Source organism: Geodermatophilus nigrescens, assembly GCF_900129495.1.
Taxonomy (GTDB): domain Bacteria; phylum Actinomycetota; class Actinomycetes; order Mycobacteriales; family Geodermatophilaceae; genus Geodermatophilus; species Geodermatophilus nigrescens.
Map to the genome: position 1 here is coordinate 519,404 of NZ_FQVX01000003.1, position 14,825 is coordinate 534,228.

Below are 14,825 nucleotides of genomic sequence, written 5' to 3' on the forward strand. Positions count from 1 at the left end.
GGATGAGTTCCGGACGCACCCGGCGTTCCCCCAGCTAGCAGAACAGCGATCGGCAGGAGCAGAGACAGCGATGGCGGGACAGAAGATCCGCATCAGGCTGAAGGCCTACGACCACGAGGCCATCGACGCCTCGGCGCGGCGCATCGTCGACACGGTCACCAAGACCGGTGCGCGCGTCGTCGGCCCGGTGCCGCTGCCGACGGAGAAGAACGTGTACTGCGTCATCCGCTCGCCGCACAAGTACAAGGACTCGCGCGAGCACTTCGAGATGCGCACGCACAAGCGGCTCATCGACATCCTCGACCCGACGCCGAAGACGGTCGACGCGCTCATGCGCATCGACCTGCCGGCCTCGGTCGACGTCAACATCCAGTAAGGGACCGAGACCAGTCATGGCGAGTACGTTCCGCGGACTCCTCGGCACGAAGCTGGGGATGACCCAGGTCTTCGACGAGAACAACCGCATCGTGCCGGTGACCGTCGTCAAGGCGGGCCCGAACGTGGTGACGCAGGTGCGCACCCCCGAGGTGGACGGCTACACCGCTCTCCAGCTCGGCTACGGCGAGATCGACCCCCGCAAGGTGAACAAGCCCGAGGGCGGTCACTTCGCGAAGGCCGGCGTGACCCCGCGCCGCCACGTCGTCGAGCTCCGCACCGAGGACGCCACGCAGTACGCGGCCGGCCAGGAGCTCACCGTCGACGTGTTCGACGGCGTGGCCAAGGTCGACGTGATCGGCACCAGCAAGGGCAAGGGCACCGCCGGTGTCATGAAGCGCCACGGCTTCAAGGGCCTCGGCGCCAGCCACGGCACCCAGCGCAAGCACCGGTCGCCGGGCTCCATCGGTGGCTGCGCCACCCCCGGCCGGGTCTTCAAGGGCCTGCGCATGGCCGGCCGCATGGGCGCGGTCAAGACCACGACGCTCTCGCTCGTCGTCCACAAGGTCGACGCCGAGCGCGGCCTGATCCTGATCAAGGGCGCCGTCCCCGGCCCGAAGGGCGGCCTCGTGCTCGTCCGCTCGGCCGTCAAGGGCGGTCCCGTGGGGAGTGACACCAAGTGACCCAGTCGACCGCGACCACGGCCACCACCGAGGCCGCGCGCGCCGACCGCCAGGTCGACGTCCGCACGCCCGCGGGGGAGACCTCCGGCAGCGTGACGCTGCCCGGCGCCCTGTTCGACGCGAACGCCAACGTCTCGCTGATGCACCAGGTCGTCGTGGCGCAGCTCGCCGCGGCCCGCCAGGGCACGCACGCGACCAAGACGCGCGGCGCCGTCAGCGGCGGTGGCGTGAAGCCCTACCGCCAGAAGGGCACCGGCCGCGCCCGCCAGGGCTCGATCCGCGCGCCGCAGTTCTCCGGCGGTGGCACCGTCCACGGCCCGCAGCCCCGCGACTACTCGCAGCGCACGCCCAAGAAGATGAAGGCCGCCGCCCTCCGCGGCGCCCTGTCGGACCGGGCGCGCGACGGCCGCGTGCACGTCGTCACCACCTTCGTCGACGGCGACGCGCCGAAGACCAAGGCGGCGCTGGCCACCCTCGACGCCGTCACCTCGGCCAAGCGGGTGCTCGTGGTCCTCGACCGCGACGACGTCCTCAACTGGGTGAGCCTGCGCAACGAGCAGCGCGTGCACCTCATCGAGGCCGGCCAGCTCAACACCTACGACGTGCTCGTCAGCGACGAGGTGGTCTTCACCGAGACCGCGCTCGCCGAGTTCGTCGCCGGCCCGCACGGCGGCAGCACGGGCGGCACCTCGCTCACCAAGCCGGACCTGACGACGCCGGACATCCCCGGCGCCATCCCGTCGATCCAGCCGACCGTGGGCACCACCGACCTGGACCTCGCCGACGAGGCCACCGACACCACCGAGGAGAAGGCGTGAGCGTCCGCGACCCCCGTGACGTCCTGCTGGCGCCGGTCATCTCGGAGAAGAGCTACGGGCTGCTGGACGACAACCAGTACACGTTCGTGGTCCTGCCCGAGGCCAACAAGACGCAGATCAAGATCGCCGTCGAGCAGGTCTTCGACGTCAAGGTCCTGTCGGTCAACACGATCAACCGCCAGGGCAAGCGCAAGCGCAGCCGGGGCACCCGGATGGGCAAGCGCAAGGACACCAAGCGCGCCATCGTCTCGGTGGCCCCCGGCGACCGCATCGAGATCTTCGGTGGTCCCGGCGCCTGAGGGCCCGGACCGTTCGGACCAGAGACAGAGGAACTGAGTCAGCAATGGCTATCCGCAAGTACAAGCCGACGACGCCGGGCCGCCGCGGCTCGAGTGTCGCCGACTTCGCCGAGGTCACCCGCGACCATCCCGAGAAGTCGCTGGTCCGGCCGCTGCACGGCCGCGGTGGGCGCAACGTGCACGGGAAGGTCACCGCTCGCCACCAGGGCGGCGGCCACAAGCGCGCCTACCGCGTCATCGACTTCCGTCGGGCGGACAAGGACGGCGTGCCGGCGAAGGTCGCGCACATCGAGTACGACCCGAACCGCACCTCGCGCATCGCGCTGCTGCACTTCGCCGACGGCGAGAAGCGCTACATCATCGCGCCGGCCCGCCTGAAGCAGGGCGACACGGTGGAGTGCGGCCCCGCGGCCGACATCAAGCCGGGCAACAACCTGCCGCTGCGCAACATCCCGGTCGGCACGGTGGTCCACGCCATCGAGCTGCGCCCGGGTGGCGGCGCGAAGATCGCCCGCTCGGCCGGCACGAGCGTCCAGCTGGTCGCCCGTGAGGGCCGCTTCGCCCAGCTGCGCATGCCCTCGGGCGAGATCCGCAACGTCGACGTGCGCTGCCGCGCCACCGTCGGCGAGGTGGGCAACGCCGAGCAGTCGAACATCAACTGGGGCAAGGCCGGCCGCATGCGGTGGAAGGGCAAGCGCCCGACCGTCCGTGGTGTGGCGATGAACCCGGTCGACCACCCGCACGGTGGTGGTGAGGGCAAGACCTCCGGTGGTCGTCACCCCGTCAACCCGAAGGGCAAGCCCGAGGGCCGTACGCGCAAGCGCAAGGCCAGCGATGCCCTCATCGTGCGCCGCCGGCGTACCAACAAGAAGCGCTGAGCGGGTAGAGGAGTACGACAGACATGCCACGCAGCCTGAAGAAGGGCCCGTTCGTGGACGACCACCTGCTCAAGAAGGTGGACGTCCAGAACGAGAAGGGCACCAAGACGGTCATCCGGACCTGGTCGCGGCGCTCGACGATCATCCCGGACATGCTCGGCCACACCATCGCCGTGCACGACGGGCGCAAGCACGTGCCGGTCTTCGTGACCGAGGCCATGGTCGGGCACAAGCTCGGCGAGTTCGCCCCCACCCGGACCTTCCGGGGCCACGTCAAGGACGACCGCCGGTCCCGGCGGGGCTGACGCGGACCCGGGAGAGAGAGACACGAGATGACTTCCCAGCTGGGAGAGGAGACGCAGGTCGCCCGGGCCACCGCCCGGTTCGTCCGCGTCGCCCCCATGAAGGCACGCCGGGTGGTGGACCTCGTCCGCTACCTGCCCACCGACGAGGCCCTGGCCCTGCTGCGGTTCGCCCCGCAGGCCGCCAGTGAGCCGGTGGCCAAGGTCGTCGCCAGCGCCGTCGCCAACGCCGAGCACAACCTGCGGCTCGACCCGGCCGCGCTCGTCGTCAGCGCCGCCTACGTCGACGAAGGCCCCACGCTCAAGCGGATCCGTCCGCGTGCGCAGGGCCGGGCCTACCGCATCAACAAGCGGACCAGCCACATCACCGTCGAGGTGACCGAGGTCGGCGCCAGCGCCGAGCTCGCCGGCAAGTCCCGCACCGCGCGCCGCCGCACCGGCCAGTCCGGCCCGGCCACGCAGCAGACGGGGCAGCAGCAGGGCACGCAGCAGCGCTCCAACACGAGGGGAGGGACCCGCTAGTGGGTCAGAAGGTCAACCCGCACGGGTTCCGCCTGGGCATCACCACCGACTACAAGTCCCGGTGGTACGCCGACAAGCTGTACAAGGACTACGTCAAGGAAGACGTGGCCATCCGCAAGCTCATGTCCAAGGGCATGGAGCGCGCCGGCATCTCGAAGGTGGAGATCGAGCGCACCCGTGACCGGGTCCGCGTCGACATCCACACCGCCCGCCCCGGCATCGTCATCGGCCGCCGCGGCGCCGAGGCCGACCGCATCCGCGGCGAGCTGGAGAAGCTGACCGGCAAGCAGGTGCAGCTCAACATCCTCGAGGTCAAGAACCCCGAGGCCGACGCCCAGCTCGTGGCCCAGGCGGTCGCCGAGCAGCTGTCGAGCCGCGTGAGCTTCCGCCGCGCCATGCGCAAGGCCATGCAGTCGGCCCAGCGCAGCCCGCAGGTCAAGGGCATCCGCGTGCAGTGCTCGGGTCGCCTCGGCGGCACCGAGATGAGCCGGTCGGAGTTCTACCGCGAGGGTCGCGTGCCGCTGCACACGCTCCGCGCGAACATCGACTACGGCCTGTACGAGGCCCGCACCACCTTCGGCCGCATCGGCGTGAAGGTGTGGATCTACAAGGGCGACGTCAGCGGCTCGCGTGCCGAGCGGGAGGCCCTCGAGGCCCTCGCCGCGCGGCAGCAGCGCCGTGAGCGCCCGCAGCGTCCGCGCCGGTCGGGCTCCAGCGGCACCACCGCCGGTGGGACCGAGGCCGGCCGCGCCGCCGCGTCGGGCGAGTCCACGACCGGCCCCGACACCGCCGACAGCACCGTGGCCGTGACCTCCGGCGAGGTCGCGCCCGAGCAGACCGTCGCCCAGGCCGCGGGTCCCGAGGGGACCGCCGCTGCCGAGTCGACGGCGACCGAGACCCAGACGGAGGGCTGACACGTGCTGATCCCCCGGCGCGTCAAGCACCGCAAGCAGCACCACCCGGACCGCTCCGGCCGGGCCAAGGGCGGCACCGAGATCAACTTCGGTGAGTACGCCATCCAGGCCCTCGAGCCGGCGTACGTCACCAACCGGCAGATCGAGTCCGCCCGTATCGCCATGACGCGGCACATCCGCCGTGGCGGCAAGGTGTGGATCTCGATCTACCCGGACCGTCCGCTGACCAAGAAGCCGGCCGAGACCCGCATGGGTTCCGGTAAGGGCTCGCCCGAGTGGTGGGTCGCCAACGTGAAGCCGGGCCGGGTGCTCTTCGAGCTCTCCGGTGTGGCCGAGCCGGTCGCCCGCGAGGCCATGCGCCGCGCCATCCACAAGCTGCCCATGAAGTGCCGCTTCATCACGCGCGAAGGAGAGGTGTGATGGCCGCCGGCCTGACCGCCCCGGAGCTGCGCGAGCTGTCTGCCGACGAGCTCGCCACGCGGCTGCGTGAGCACAAGGAAGAGCTGTTCAACCTGAGGTTCCAGGTGGCCACCGGCCAGCTGGACAACAACCGGCGGCTGCAGACCGTCCGCCGCGACATCGCCCGGATCTACACGATCATGCGCGAGCGCGAGCTGGGTCTCTCGGCCGCCCCGAACGAGGGTGTGGCATGAGCGAGTCCGACAACGCCGCTGTCGCCAGCGGCCCCGGCCTGGCCGGCCGTGGCTACCGCAAGGTCCGCGAGGGCCTCGTGGTCAGCGACAAGATGGACAAGACCATCGTCGTCGAGGTCGAGGACCGCGTGAAGCACGGTCTGTACGGCAAGGTCCTCCGGCGCACGAGCAAGCTGAAGGCCCACGACGAGCAGGGGGTCGCCGGCATCGGTGACCGCGTGCAGATCATGGAGACCCGGCCGCTGTCGGCCACCAAGCGGTGGCGGCTGGTCGAGGTCCTCGAGAAGGCCAAGTAGGACCCGTCCGGGTGCCTCCGGCTCCCTGTGACCCACGCCCTCGGGCGCGGTCGCGGGACCGGGTACCCTGGACGACTGGCGCCCCTCCGGGTGAGCGCCACATCCCGGTACCCGTGTCGGACGCACCGGCGGCATCAGTCGCCGGTGCGTCCGCACGTGGGTGCCGGACAGCCGGTTCACCGTTCCGGCCCGGCTGTCACCACTGAGATTGGGAGTAGGACGTGATCCAGCAGGAGTCACGGCTCCGGGTCGCCGACAACACCGGTGCGAAGGAGATCCTCTGCATCCGGGTGCTCGGCGGGTCCGGGCGGCGCTATGCGGGCATCGGCGACGTCATCGTCGGCACCGTGAAGGACGCCATCCCCGGCGCCGGCGTCAAGAAGGGCGACGTGGTCAAGGCCGTCGTCGTCCGCACCGCCAAGGAGCGTCGTCGTCCCGACGGCTCCTACATCCGCTTCGACGAGAACGCCGCGGTGATCATCCGCGACAGCGGCGACCCGCGCGGCACCCGCATCTTCGGGCCCGTCGGCCGCGAGCTGCGCGACAAGCGCTTCATGCGGATCATCTCGCTCGCCCCGGAGGTGCTCTGACCATGGCCGCCCCGAAGAAGACGGACACCAAGAAGAAGGCCCCGTCCATGAAGGTCAAGAAGGGCGACACGGTCGTCGTCCTGGCCGGCAAGGACAAGGGCGCGCGCGGTCGCGTCATCGCCGCCTTCCCCCAGCTGCAGAAGGTCCTCGTCGAGGGCGTCGGCCGGGTCAAGAAGCACACCCGCATCAGCTCGAACCAGCGGGGCGCCCAGCAGGGCGGCATCGTCACCCAGGAGGCTCCCATCCACGTGAGCAACGTGATGGTGATCGACTCCGAGGGGAAGCCGACCCGGGTCGGCCACCGCAAGGACGAGGACGGCCGCACCATCCGGGTGTCGCGGCGGACCGGTAAGGACCTGTGACGATGACTGCCCCCACCCGCGAGCTCCCGCGCCTGCTGGCGCACTACCGCGAGTCGATCGTGCCGGCCCTGCAGGACGAGTTCGGCTTCGAGAACGTCATGCAGATCCCGCGGCTGACGAAGATCGTCGTCAACATGGGCGTCGGCGAGGCCACCCGCGACGCCAAGCTCATGGACGGCGCGGTCCGCGACCTCACCGCCATCACCGGCCAGCGTCCCGCCGTCGTCCGGGCCCGCAAGTCCATCGCGCAGTTCAAGCTGCGCGAGGGCATGCCCATCGGCGCCAAGGTCACCCTCCGCGGCGACCGCATGTGGGAGTTCCTCGACCGGCTCCTGGCGCTGGCCCTGCCCCGCATCCGCGACTTCCGCGGCCTGAACGCCAAGCAGTTCGACGGGCACGGCAACTACACCTTCGGGCTGACCGAGCAGTCGATGTTCCGCGAGATCGACGTCGACAAGATCGACCGGCCGCGCGGCATGGACATCACGCTGGTCACCACCGCGACGAACGACGAGGAGGGTCGCGAGCTGCTCCGCCTCCTGGGCTTCCCGTTCGCCGGCCAGCCCGTCGTCACCACCATCCGCTGAGCCGGGCCGAGGAGACAGACAGATGGCCAAGAAGGCGCTGATCAACAAGGCGGCCCGCAAGCCCAAGTTCGCGGTCCGCGGCTACACCCGCTGCCAGCGGTGCGGGCGTCCGCACTCCGTCTTCCGCAAGTTCGGCCTGTGCCGGATCTGCCTGCGGGAGATGGCGCACGCCGGCGAGCTGCCGGGTGTGAGCAAGTCCAGCTGGTAGTCCGCAGTCCCCGCCCCGCGCGCTGACCGCGCGGGGCGGGTCCCCAGCACCACCGGTCGCCGAGAGGCCCACGCGAGGTCCGCGTGAGGAACCGCGGCGAGAGAGGCACGACACCCATGACGATGACCGATCCGATCGCGGACATGCTCACGCGGCTGCGCAACGCGAACACGGCGTACCACGACTCGGCAGCCATGCCGTCGTCGAAGCTCAAGACGAAGATCGCCGAGATCCTCCAGCAGGAGGGTTACATCGCCGGCTGGCGCGTCGACGAGGTCGAGAAGGACGGCTCCACCCGCAAGGAGCTGGTGGTGGACCTCAAGTACGGCCCCAACCGCGAGCGCAGCATCGCCGGCGTCCGCCGGGTGTCCAAGCCGGGCCTGCGGGTCTACGCGAAGTCCAACGCGCTGCCCAAGGTGCTCGGCGGCCTCGGGGTGGCGATCATCTCCACCTCGACCGGGCTGCTGACCGACCGGCAGGCGAACAAGAAGGGCGTGGGCGGGGAAGTCCTCGCCTACGTCTGGTAAGAGGAGCGAGCGAGATGTCACGGATCGGACGACTGCCGATTCCGGTGCCCGGTGGTGTGGACGTCACCATCGACGGCCAGACGGTCAACGTGAAGGGCCCCAAGGGGACCCTGGCCCACACCGTCGCCGCGCCGATCACCGTCGAGAAGAGCGAGGACGGCACCCTCGCGGTGGCCCGTCCCGACGACCAGCGCGAGAGCAAGGCCCTCCACGGCCTGTCCCGCACCCTGATCGCCAACATGATCACCGGCGTGACCGAGGGCTACACCAAGACCCTCGAGATCGTCGGCGTCGGTTACCGCGTGCAGGCGCGGGGGAGCGACCTCGAGTTCGCCCTCGGCTACAGCCACCCGGTGCCCGTGCGGGCCCCGGAGGGCATCACCTTCACGGTCGAGTCGCCCACGCGTCTGCGGGTGGCCGGCATCGACAAGCAGCAGGTCGGCCAGGTGGCCGCCAACATCCGCAAGCTGCGCCGGCCGGACCCGTACAAGGGCAAGGGCGTCCGCTACCAGGGCGAGGTCGTCAAGCGCAAGGTCGGGAAGACGGGTAAGTGATGGCACAGACCGAGAAGGCCGCTCGGGTGCACACCCCGGTCGGCACCGACATCAGCACCCGGCGCCGCGTCTCGCGGCTGCGCCGCCACAACCGGCTCCGCAAGCGGGTCGGCGGCACGGCGGAGCGCCCGCGCCTGGTGGTCAACCGCAGCTCGCGGCACATCCACGTGCAGGTCGTCGACGACACCGTCGGCCGTACGCTGGTGAGCGCCTCCACGCTGGACGCCAGCCTGCGCGGCACCGAGGGCGACAAGTCCGCCCTGGCCCGCCGGGTCGGTGCCCTGGTCGCCGAGCGCGCCCAGGCCGCGGGCATCACCAAGGTCGTCTTCGACCGGGGTGGCAACCGCTACCAGGGCCGCATCGCCGCGCTGGCCGACGGCGCGCGTGAGGGCGGGCTGGACTTCTGATGAGCGACACCGCGAACGAGCAGATCGAGAGGGACGTCTGATGCCAGGACCACAGCGACGCGGCGGCGGCGCCGGCGGCGGCAACGACCGCCGCGACCGTCGTGACGGCGGGCGGGGGCCCGGCGGCGCGCCTGCCGAGAAGAGCCAGTACATCGAGCGCGTGGTGGCCATCAACCGCGTGTCGAAGGTCGTCAAGGGCGGTCGGCGCTTCAGCTTCACCGCGCTGGTGATCGTCGGCGACGGCGACGGCACCGTGGGTGTCGGCTACGGCAAGGCCAAGGAGGTGCCCGCGGCGATCGCCAAGGGCGTCGAGGAGGCCAAGAAGCACTTCTACAAGGTGCCGCGCATCGCCAGCACCATCCCGCACCCGGTGCAGGGTGAGGCGGCGGCGGGCGTCGTGCTGCTCAAGCCGGCCAGCCCCGGTACCGGTGTCATCGCCGGTGGCCCGGTGCGTGCCGTGCTCGAGTGCGCCGGCATCCACGACGTGCTCTCGAAGAGCCTGGGTTCGTCGAACCCGATCAACATCGTGCACGCCACCATGCAGGCGCTGAAGGACCTCGTCCGCCCCGAGGAGATCGCCGCCCGTCGCGGGCTGCCCCTCGAGGACGTCGCTCCGGCCGCCATGCTGCGGGCGCGTGCGGGTCAGGGGGTCTGACGTGGCTCAGCTGAAGGTCACCCAGGTCCGGTCGGCGATCGGCACGAAGCCCAACCAGCGGCAGACGCTGCGGTCCCTGGGCCTCAAGCGGATCAACGACTCGGTCGTCCAGGAGGACCGTCCCGAGATCCGCGGGATGGTCGCCACGGTGACGCACCTCGTCGCCGTCGAAGAGATCTGAGCAGGAACCAGTCATGACTCTCAAGGTCCACCACCTGCGTCCCGCCCCGGGCGCCCACACCCCCAAGACGCGCGTCGGCCGTGGTGAGGGCTCCAAGGGCAAGACCGCCGGTCGCGGCACCAAGGGCACCGGGGCGCGCGGGAACACCTCCGCGCGCTTCGAGGGCGGTCAGACGCCGCTGCACATGCGGCTGCCCAAGATGTCCGGCTTCAAGAACCCGAACAAGGTCGTGTTCCAGGTCGTCAACCTCGACCGGATCGCCGCCCTGTTCCCGCAGGGCGGGCACGTCGACCCCGACACGCTCGCCGACGCCGGCGCGGTCCGCCGCGGCCAGCCGGTGAAGGTCCTCGGCACCGGCGACCTGGGCGGCGTCCAGGTCACCGTGCACGCGCACGGCTTCTCCGCCTCGGCGGCCGAGAAGATCGCCGCGGCCGGGGGCAGCACCACCCGCATCTGAGCGATGGACGACCCCCGGGGCCGACGCCCCGGGGGTCGTCTGCTGTTCGGGCGCCGTCCCCCGCGGACGGGCCCGCCCGGGTCGCTCCCGCGCCGGCCGTGAGGCCGCGTTCGGGCCACCCGGAGGGGGAGGGCTGTGACCGGTCCGACCCCGACCGTTGCTAACCTCGTCCGACCGAGAAGGGGAGGGCACGTGCTGCAGGCGTTCGCCGCGGCGTTCCGGACGCCAGACCTCCGGCGAAAGTTGCTGTTCTCCCTGGCGATCATCGCCGTCTACCGGCTCGGCGCGGCCGTCCCGGGTCCGGGCGTCTCCGTCGAGGCGATCAACAGCTGTCTCGAGCAGGCCCAGGCCTCCGACCAGCGCGACGTCTACTCGCTGGTGAACCTGTTCTCCGGCGGGGCGCTGCTGCGGCTGTCGATCTTCGCGCTCGGCATCATGCCGTACATCACCGCCAGCATCATCGTGCAGCTGCTGGTCGTGGTGATCCCGCGGTTCGAGCAGCTGAAGAAGGAAGGGCAGTCGGGTCAGGCCAAGCTGACCCAGTACACCCGCTACCTGACGATCGCCCTGGCGATCCTGCAGAGCACCGGCATCATCGCCCTGGCCCGCAGCGGCCAGCTGTTCCCCGGCTGCCAGCAGGAGATCATCCCGTCGCAGAGCCTCTGGTCGACGGTCGTCCTGGTGGTCACGCTGACCGCCGGCACCGCCGTGATCATGTGGCTGGGCGAGCTGCTGACCGAGAAGGGGATCGGCAACGGCATGTCCGTGCTGATCTTCACCTCGATCGCCGCGCGGATCCCGGCCGAGGGCGGCTCGATCCTGCAGACCCGCGGCGGCGTCGTCTTCGCCGTCGTCTGCGCCTTCGCGCTCCTCATCATCGGCGCGGTGGTCTACGTCGAACAGGCGCAACGGCGCATCCCGGTGCAGTACGCCAAGCGGATGGTCGGGCGCCGCATGTACGGCGGCACGTCGACTTACCTGCCGCTCAAGGTCAACCAGGCCGGCGTCATCCCGGTCATCTTCGCGTCGTCGCTGCTCTACCTGCCGCAGCTGATCACCCAGCTGCAGGGCGACGAGACCGGTCCGGTGCGGCAGTTCTTCGAGAACTACGTCATCGACCAGAGCAGCCCGGTGCACGTCGCGCTGTACTTCGGCCTGATCGTCTTCTTCACGTACTTCTACGTGTCGATCACGTTCAACCCGGAGGAGCGGGCCGACGACATGAAGCGCTACGGCGGCTTCATCCCCGGCATCCGCCCGGGCCGGCCGACGGCGGAGTACCTGCAGTACGTGCTCTCCCGGATCACCCTCCCCGGGTCGATCTACCTGGGGATCGTCGCGGTGCTGCCCAACTTCTTCCTGTCGATCACGCAGCAGGGAGCGAACCAGAACTTCCCGTTCGGCGGGACCGCAGTGCTGATCATGGTGGGAGTGGGCTTGGAGACGGTGAAGCAGATCGAGACGCAGCTCAACCAGCGCAACTACGAAGGGTTCCTGAAGTAGTGCGCGTCGTGCTGCTCGGTCCTCCCGGAGCCGGCAAGGGGACCCAGGCGCAGGTCATCGCGGGCCGGCTCGGTGTGCCGGCCATCTCGACCGGCGACATCTTCCGGGCCAACGTCAGCGGCCAGACGGAGCTCGGCCTCAAGGCCAAGGTCTACATGGACGCCGGCGACCTGGTCCCCGACGAGATCACCGTCGCGATGGTCAAGGACCGCCTGGCCGAGCCCGACGCCAAGGCCGGCTTCCTGCTCGACGGCTTCCCGCGCACCATCGCCCAGGGCGAGCAGCTGCGCAGCTCGCTGGAGGAGCTCGGCCACCACCTCGACCGCGTGCTCGAGCTCGTCGTCGAGGAGGACGAGCTCGTCCGCCGGTTGTCCGGCCGGCGCATGCTCGTCGACGGCGAGTGGGTCCAGCGCGACGACGACAAGCCGGAGACCGTGCGTCACCGGCTCGAGGTCTACCGGGAACAGACCGCGCCGCTGTCGGGGTTCTACGAGGGCGAGGGGCTGCTGTCGCGCATCGACGCGATCGGCTCCATCGAGGAGGTCACCGAGCGCGTGATGACCGCCCTCGGCACCCCGGGACGCCCGGGCGACAGCTGAGGGGACGGCGCCGCGCATGTCGGCCGGGATCCTGACCCGCCTCCCGCTGCTGGCGAAGTGGAGTGGACGCATGATCCAGATCAAGACACCGCACGAGATCGAGCTCATGCGCGGCGCCGGCCTCGTGGTCGCCCGCGCCATCTCGGCCGTGCGCGCCGCCGTCCGCCCCGGGGTGACCACGGGGGAGCTCGACGCCATCGCCGAGGACACCATCCGCTCGGCGGGGGCGATCCCGTCCTTCCTCGGTTACCACGGGTTCACCGGCAGCATCTGCGCCTCGATCAACGACGAGGTCGTGCACGGGATCCCGGATCCGAAGCGCGCGCTCTCCGAGGGCGACAACATCTCCATCGACTGCGGCGCCATCCTCGAGGGCTGGCACGGTGACTCGGCGGTGACCGTGACCGTCGGCCCGCCGTCCGCCGAGGACGCGGCTCTCATCGCCGTCACCGAGCGCAGCATGTGGGCGGGCCTCGCGCGGGCGGTCGCCGGTGGGCGGCTCACCGACATCAGCGCCGCCGTCGAGGAGGCCGTCACGGCCGAGACGCACCCCTACGGGATCGTCGACCACTACGGCGGGCACGGCATCGGCACCGAGATGCACCAGGACCCGCACGTCCTGAACTACGGCCGCGCCGGCCGCGGGCCGAAGCTCGTGCCCGGCCTGGCGCTGGCCATCGAGCCGATGGTCACCGTCGGGGACCCGGCCACCGTCGAGCTCGAGGACGGCTGGACCGTCGTGACCAAGGACGGCTCGCGGGCCGCCCACTTCGAGCACACCGTCGCGATCACGCCCGAGGGCCCCTGGGTCCTGACGGCCGAGGACGGCGGCGTCGCGGGGCTCGCGCCCTTCGGCATCACCCCGCGCCAGTAGGCCGGGGAGCGCCTCCGGACGTCCCTCCGTGTGACGGAGGGCGGGTTGGAGGGCCCCGCTGCGGCGGGGTACAGTGAACGACGGCGTTCGCGCCGTCCTGTCGTCGTGCTGTGGCCGCACGGACCGGGACGCCCTCGCGGGAACGCCTGCACCACCTGGACTGCAACCACCACGTACGGCCGGGCCGGCTCCGGCATGGTCGCACGTGACTCCAGCACATCAACGAGCACCACCGAGTCAGGGAGGCCGTGTCGGGCATGGCGAAGAAGGACGGGGCCATCGAGGTCGAGGGTCGCGTCGTCGAGCCGCTGCCCAACGCGATGTTCCGGGTCGAGCTGCAGAACGGGCACCGGGTGCTCGCCCACATCAGCGGCAAGATGCGCCAGCACTACATCCGCATCCTGCCGGAGGACCGCGTCGTCGTGGAGCTCTCGCCCTACGACCTGACCCGCGGTCGCATCGTCTACCGCTACAAGTGACCGCCACCGGCGCGGGGCACCGACAGGTGCCGCGCCCGTGGCCATCGATCGACAGGAATGAGGGGCGGCACCGGTGAAGGTCCAGCCGTCGGTGAAGAAGATCTGCGACAAGTGCAAGGTGATCCGCCGGCACGGCCGGGTCATGGTCATCTGCGACAACGCCCGCCACAAGCAGCGGCAGGGCTGAGGGAGTACCTGAGACATGGCACGACTGGCCGGCGTCGACCTGCCCCGCGAGAAGCGGATGGAGATCGCGCTCACCTACATCTACGGGATCGGCAAGACCCACGCCAAGGAGACCCTCGCGGCCACCGGCGTGAGCCCCGACCTGCGGGTCAAGGACCTCGGTGACGAGGACCTGCTGAAGCTGCGCGACTACATCGACGAGCACTTCCGCGTCGAGGGTGACCTCCGCCGCGAGGTGGCCGCCGACATCCGCCGCAAGGTGGAGATCGGCTGCTACCAGGGCCTGCGCCACCGTCGTGGCCTGCCCGTGCACGGTCAGCGCACCCGCACGAACGCGCGCTCGAGCAAGGGCCCGCGCAAGACCATCGCCGGCAAGAAGAAGGCCGGCAAGAAGTAAGCCGTGAGGCGCGCCGTCGCAGGCCCCGTGAGGGCGGGAGCGACGGCGCGCCGCTCGTGCTCATCTGGCCACTGATCGTTCAGAAGGAAACCGGAGAGACATGCCTCCCAGGGCTCGCGCCGCGGCTGGTGCCAAGAAGGTCCGCCGCAAGGAGAAGAAGAACGTCGCCCACGGCGCCGCTCACATCAAGAGCACGTTCAACAACACGATCGTGTCGATCACCGACCCCACGGGCAACGTGATCAGCTGGGCCTCCGCCGGCCACGTCGGCTTCAAGGGCTCGCGCAAGTCCACGCCGTTCGCCGCCCAGATGGCCGCCGAGAACGCCGCGCGCAAGGCCCAGGAGCACGGCATGCGCAAGGTCGACGTCTTCGTGAAGGGCCCGGGCTCGGGTCGCGAGACCGCGATCCGCTCGCTGCAGGCGACCGGCCTCGAGGTCGGCCAGATCCAGGACGTGACGCCGCAGCCGCACAACGGCTGCCGCCCCAAGAAGCGCCGCCGGGTCTGACCGGCCACTGA

The 14,825-nt window shown here is 70.6% G+C and carries 28 protein-coding genes; all 28 read left to right on the top strand.

Annotated features, from left to right (window positions below):
• The first annotated feature begins 70 nt into the window (after positions 1 to 70).
• Positions 71 to 376: a 30S ribosomal protein S10 gene (rpsJ, locus tag BUE37_RS16130; RefSeq protein ID WP_014742859.1), complete on the top strand. Its 306-nt coding sequence runs from the start codon at positions 71 to 73 to the stop codon at positions 374 to 376.
• 16 nt (positions 377 to 392) lie between these two features.
• Positions 393 to 1,058, top strand: a complete 666-nt coding sequence (gene rplC, locus BUE37_RS16135; protein WP_073421340.1) for a 50S ribosomal protein L3 — start codon at positions 393 to 395, stop codon at positions 1,056 to 1,058.
• Positions 1,055 to 1,876: a 50S ribosomal protein L4 gene (gene rplD / locus BUE37_RS16140; RefSeq protein WP_073421341.1), complete on the top strand. Its 822-nt coding sequence runs from the start codon at positions 1,055 to 1,057 to the stop codon at positions 1,874 to 1,876. Before rplC ends, rplD begins: the two co-directional genes overlap by 4 nt.
• A complete protein-coding gene (gene rplW / locus BUE37_RS16145; protein WP_073421343.1) occupies positions 1,873 to 2,175 on the top strand; it encodes a 50S ribosomal protein L23 in 303 nt (100 codons plus the stop codon). The genes rplD and rplW overlap by 4 nt, the downstream gene beginning before the upstream one ends.
• A gap of 44 nt (positions 2,176 to 2,219) precedes the next feature.
• On the top strand, positions 2,220 to 3,053 hold the full coding sequence (rplB, locus tag BUE37_RS16150) for a 50S ribosomal protein L2 (protein WP_073421345.1): 834 nt from the start codon (positions 2,220 to 2,222) through the stop codon (positions 3,051 to 3,053).
• A gap of 23 nt (positions 3,054 to 3,076) precedes the next feature.
• Complete coding sequence (gene rpsS, locus BUE37_RS16155; protein ID WP_073421347.1) at positions 3,077 to 3,358, top strand: 30S ribosomal protein S19; 282 nt, start codon at positions 3,077 to 3,079, stop codon at positions 3,356 to 3,358.
• A 27-nt stretch (positions 3,359 to 3,385) separates the two neighbouring features.
• A complete protein-coding gene (rplV, locus tag BUE37_RS16160) occupies positions 3,386 to 3,877 on the top strand; it encodes a 50S ribosomal protein L22 (RefSeq protein ID WP_073421349.1) in 492 nt (163 codons plus the stop codon).
• Complete coding sequence (rpsC, locus tag BUE37_RS16165; RefSeq protein ID WP_073421350.1) at positions 3,877 to 4,791, top strand: 30S ribosomal protein S3; 915 nt, start codon at positions 3,877 to 3,879, stop codon at positions 4,789 to 4,791. Before rplV ends, rpsC begins: the two co-directional genes overlap by 1 nt.
• 3 nt (positions 4,792 to 4,794) lie before the next feature.
• Positions 4,795 to 5,211 (top strand): 50S ribosomal protein L16, encoded by a 417-nt coding sequence (gene rplP, locus BUE37_RS16170; protein WP_073421352.1) that lies wholly within the window; start codon positions 4,795 to 4,797, stop codon positions 5,209 to 5,211.
• Complete coding sequence (gene rpmC / locus BUE37_RS16175) at positions 5,211 to 5,444, top strand: 50S ribosomal protein L29 (RefSeq protein ID WP_073421354.1); 234 nt, start codon at positions 5,211 to 5,213, stop codon at positions 5,442 to 5,444. The genes rplP and rpmC overlap by 1 nt, the downstream gene beginning before the upstream one ends.
• Complete coding sequence (gene rpsQ, locus BUE37_RS16180; protein WP_073421356.1) at positions 5,441 to 5,740, top strand: 30S ribosomal protein S17; 300 nt, start codon at positions 5,441 to 5,443, stop codon at positions 5,738 to 5,740. Before rpmC ends, rpsQ begins: the two co-directional genes overlap by 4 nt.
• 221 nt (positions 5,741 to 5,961) lie before the next feature.
• Positions 5,962 to 6,330, top strand: a complete 369-nt coding sequence (rplN, locus tag BUE37_RS16185) for a 50S ribosomal protein L14 (protein WP_073421359.1) — start codon at positions 5,962 to 5,964, stop codon at positions 6,328 to 6,330.
• A 2-nt stretch (positions 6,331 to 6,332) separates the two neighbouring features.
• A complete protein-coding gene (gene rplX, locus BUE37_RS16190) occupies positions 6,333 to 6,692 on the top strand; it encodes a 50S ribosomal protein L24 (protein WP_425432422.1) in 360 nt (119 codons plus the stop codon).
• 2 nt (positions 6,693 to 6,694) lie between these two features.
• Positions 6,695 to 7,279: a 50S ribosomal protein L5 gene (rplE, locus tag BUE37_RS16195; protein WP_073421361.1), complete on the top strand. Its 585-nt coding sequence runs from the start codon at positions 6,695 to 6,697 to the stop codon at positions 7,277 to 7,279.
• A 22-nt stretch (positions 7,280 to 7,301) separates the two neighbouring features.
• Complete coding sequence (locus BUE37_RS16200) at positions 7,302 to 7,487, top strand: type Z 30S ribosomal protein S14 (protein WP_012950469.1); 186 nt, start codon at positions 7,302 to 7,304, stop codon at positions 7,485 to 7,487.
• Between the two features lie 122 nt (positions 7,488 to 7,609).
• Positions 7,610 to 8,014: a 30S ribosomal protein S8 gene (gene rpsH, locus BUE37_RS16205; RefSeq protein ID WP_425432423.1), complete on the top strand. Its 405-nt coding sequence runs from the start codon at positions 7,610 to 7,612 to the stop codon at positions 8,012 to 8,014.
• A 14-nt stretch (positions 8,015 to 8,028) separates the two neighbouring features.
• Positions 8,029 to 8,568, top strand: coding sequence for a 50S ribosomal protein L6 (rplF, locus tag BUE37_RS16210; protein ID WP_073421365.1), 540 nt, complete (start codon positions 8,029 to 8,031; stop codon positions 8,566 to 8,568).
• Positions 8,568 to 8,975, top strand: a complete 408-nt coding sequence (rplR, locus tag BUE37_RS16215; protein ID WP_073421942.1) for a 50S ribosomal protein L18 — start codon at positions 8,568 to 8,570, stop codon at positions 8,973 to 8,975. Before rplF ends, rplR begins: the two co-directional genes overlap by 1 nt.
• A gap of 40 nt (positions 8,976 to 9,015) precedes the next feature.
• On the top strand, positions 9,016 to 9,630 hold the full coding sequence (rpsE, locus tag BUE37_RS16220; RefSeq protein ID WP_073421366.1) for a 30S ribosomal protein S5: 615 nt from the start codon (positions 9,016 to 9,018) through the stop codon (positions 9,628 to 9,630).
• Position 9,631: 1 nt separating this feature from the next.
• A complete protein-coding gene (gene rpmD / locus BUE37_RS16225) occupies positions 9,632 to 9,811 on the top strand; it encodes a 50S ribosomal protein L30 (RefSeq protein ID WP_073421368.1) in 180 nt (59 codons plus the stop codon).
• A 13-nt stretch (positions 9,812 to 9,824) separates the two neighbouring features.
• On the top strand, positions 9,825 to 10,268 hold the full coding sequence (rplO, locus tag BUE37_RS16230) for a 50S ribosomal protein L15 (RefSeq protein WP_073421369.1): 444 nt from the start codon (positions 9,825 to 9,827) through the stop codon (positions 10,266 to 10,268).
• A gap of 192 nt (positions 10,269 to 10,460) precedes the next feature.
• Complete coding sequence (gene secY, locus BUE37_RS16235; RefSeq protein ID WP_073421370.1) at positions 10,461 to 11,771, top strand: preprotein translocase subunit SecY; 1,311 nt, start codon at positions 10,461 to 10,463, stop codon at positions 11,769 to 11,771.
• An 8-nt stretch (positions 11,772 to 11,779) separates the two neighbouring features.
• Positions 11,780 to 12,370 (top strand): adenylate kinase, encoded by a 591-nt coding sequence (locus BUE37_RS16240; RefSeq protein ID WP_336028174.1) that lies wholly within the window; start codon positions 11,780 to 11,782, stop codon positions 12,368 to 12,370.
• Between the two features lie 70 nt (positions 12,371 to 12,440).
• Complete coding sequence (gene map, locus BUE37_RS16245; protein ID WP_073421943.1) at positions 12,441 to 13,244, top strand: type I methionyl aminopeptidase; 804 nt, start codon at positions 12,441 to 12,443, stop codon at positions 13,242 to 13,244.
• Positions 13,245 to 13,501: 257 nt separating this feature from the next.
• Positions 13,502 to 13,723 (top strand): translation initiation factor IF-1, encoded by a 222-nt coding sequence (gene infA, locus BUE37_RS16250; RefSeq protein ID WP_012950459.1) that lies wholly within the window; start codon positions 13,502 to 13,504, stop codon positions 13,721 to 13,723.
• A 73-nt stretch (positions 13,724 to 13,796) separates the two neighbouring features.
• Complete coding sequence (gene rpmJ / locus BUE37_RS16255) at positions 13,797 to 13,910, top strand: 50S ribosomal protein L36 (protein WP_012950458.1); 114 nt, start codon at positions 13,797 to 13,799, stop codon at positions 13,908 to 13,910.
• Positions 13,911 to 13,925: 15 nt separating this feature from the next.
• The gene (gene rpsM / locus BUE37_RS16260) at positions 13,926 to 14,306 is read left to right on the top strand and encodes a 30S ribosomal protein S13 (RefSeq protein WP_073421372.1); all 381 of its coding nucleotides are present in this window, start codon (positions 13,926 to 13,928) and stop codon (positions 14,304 to 14,306) included.
• Between the two features lie 100 nt (positions 14,307 to 14,406).
• Complete coding sequence (gene rpsK, locus BUE37_RS16265) at positions 14,407 to 14,814, top strand: 30S ribosomal protein S11 (RefSeq protein ID WP_012950456.1); 408 nt, start codon at positions 14,407 to 14,409, stop codon at positions 14,812 to 14,814.
• Positions 14,815 to 14,825: the final 11 nt, after the last annotated feature.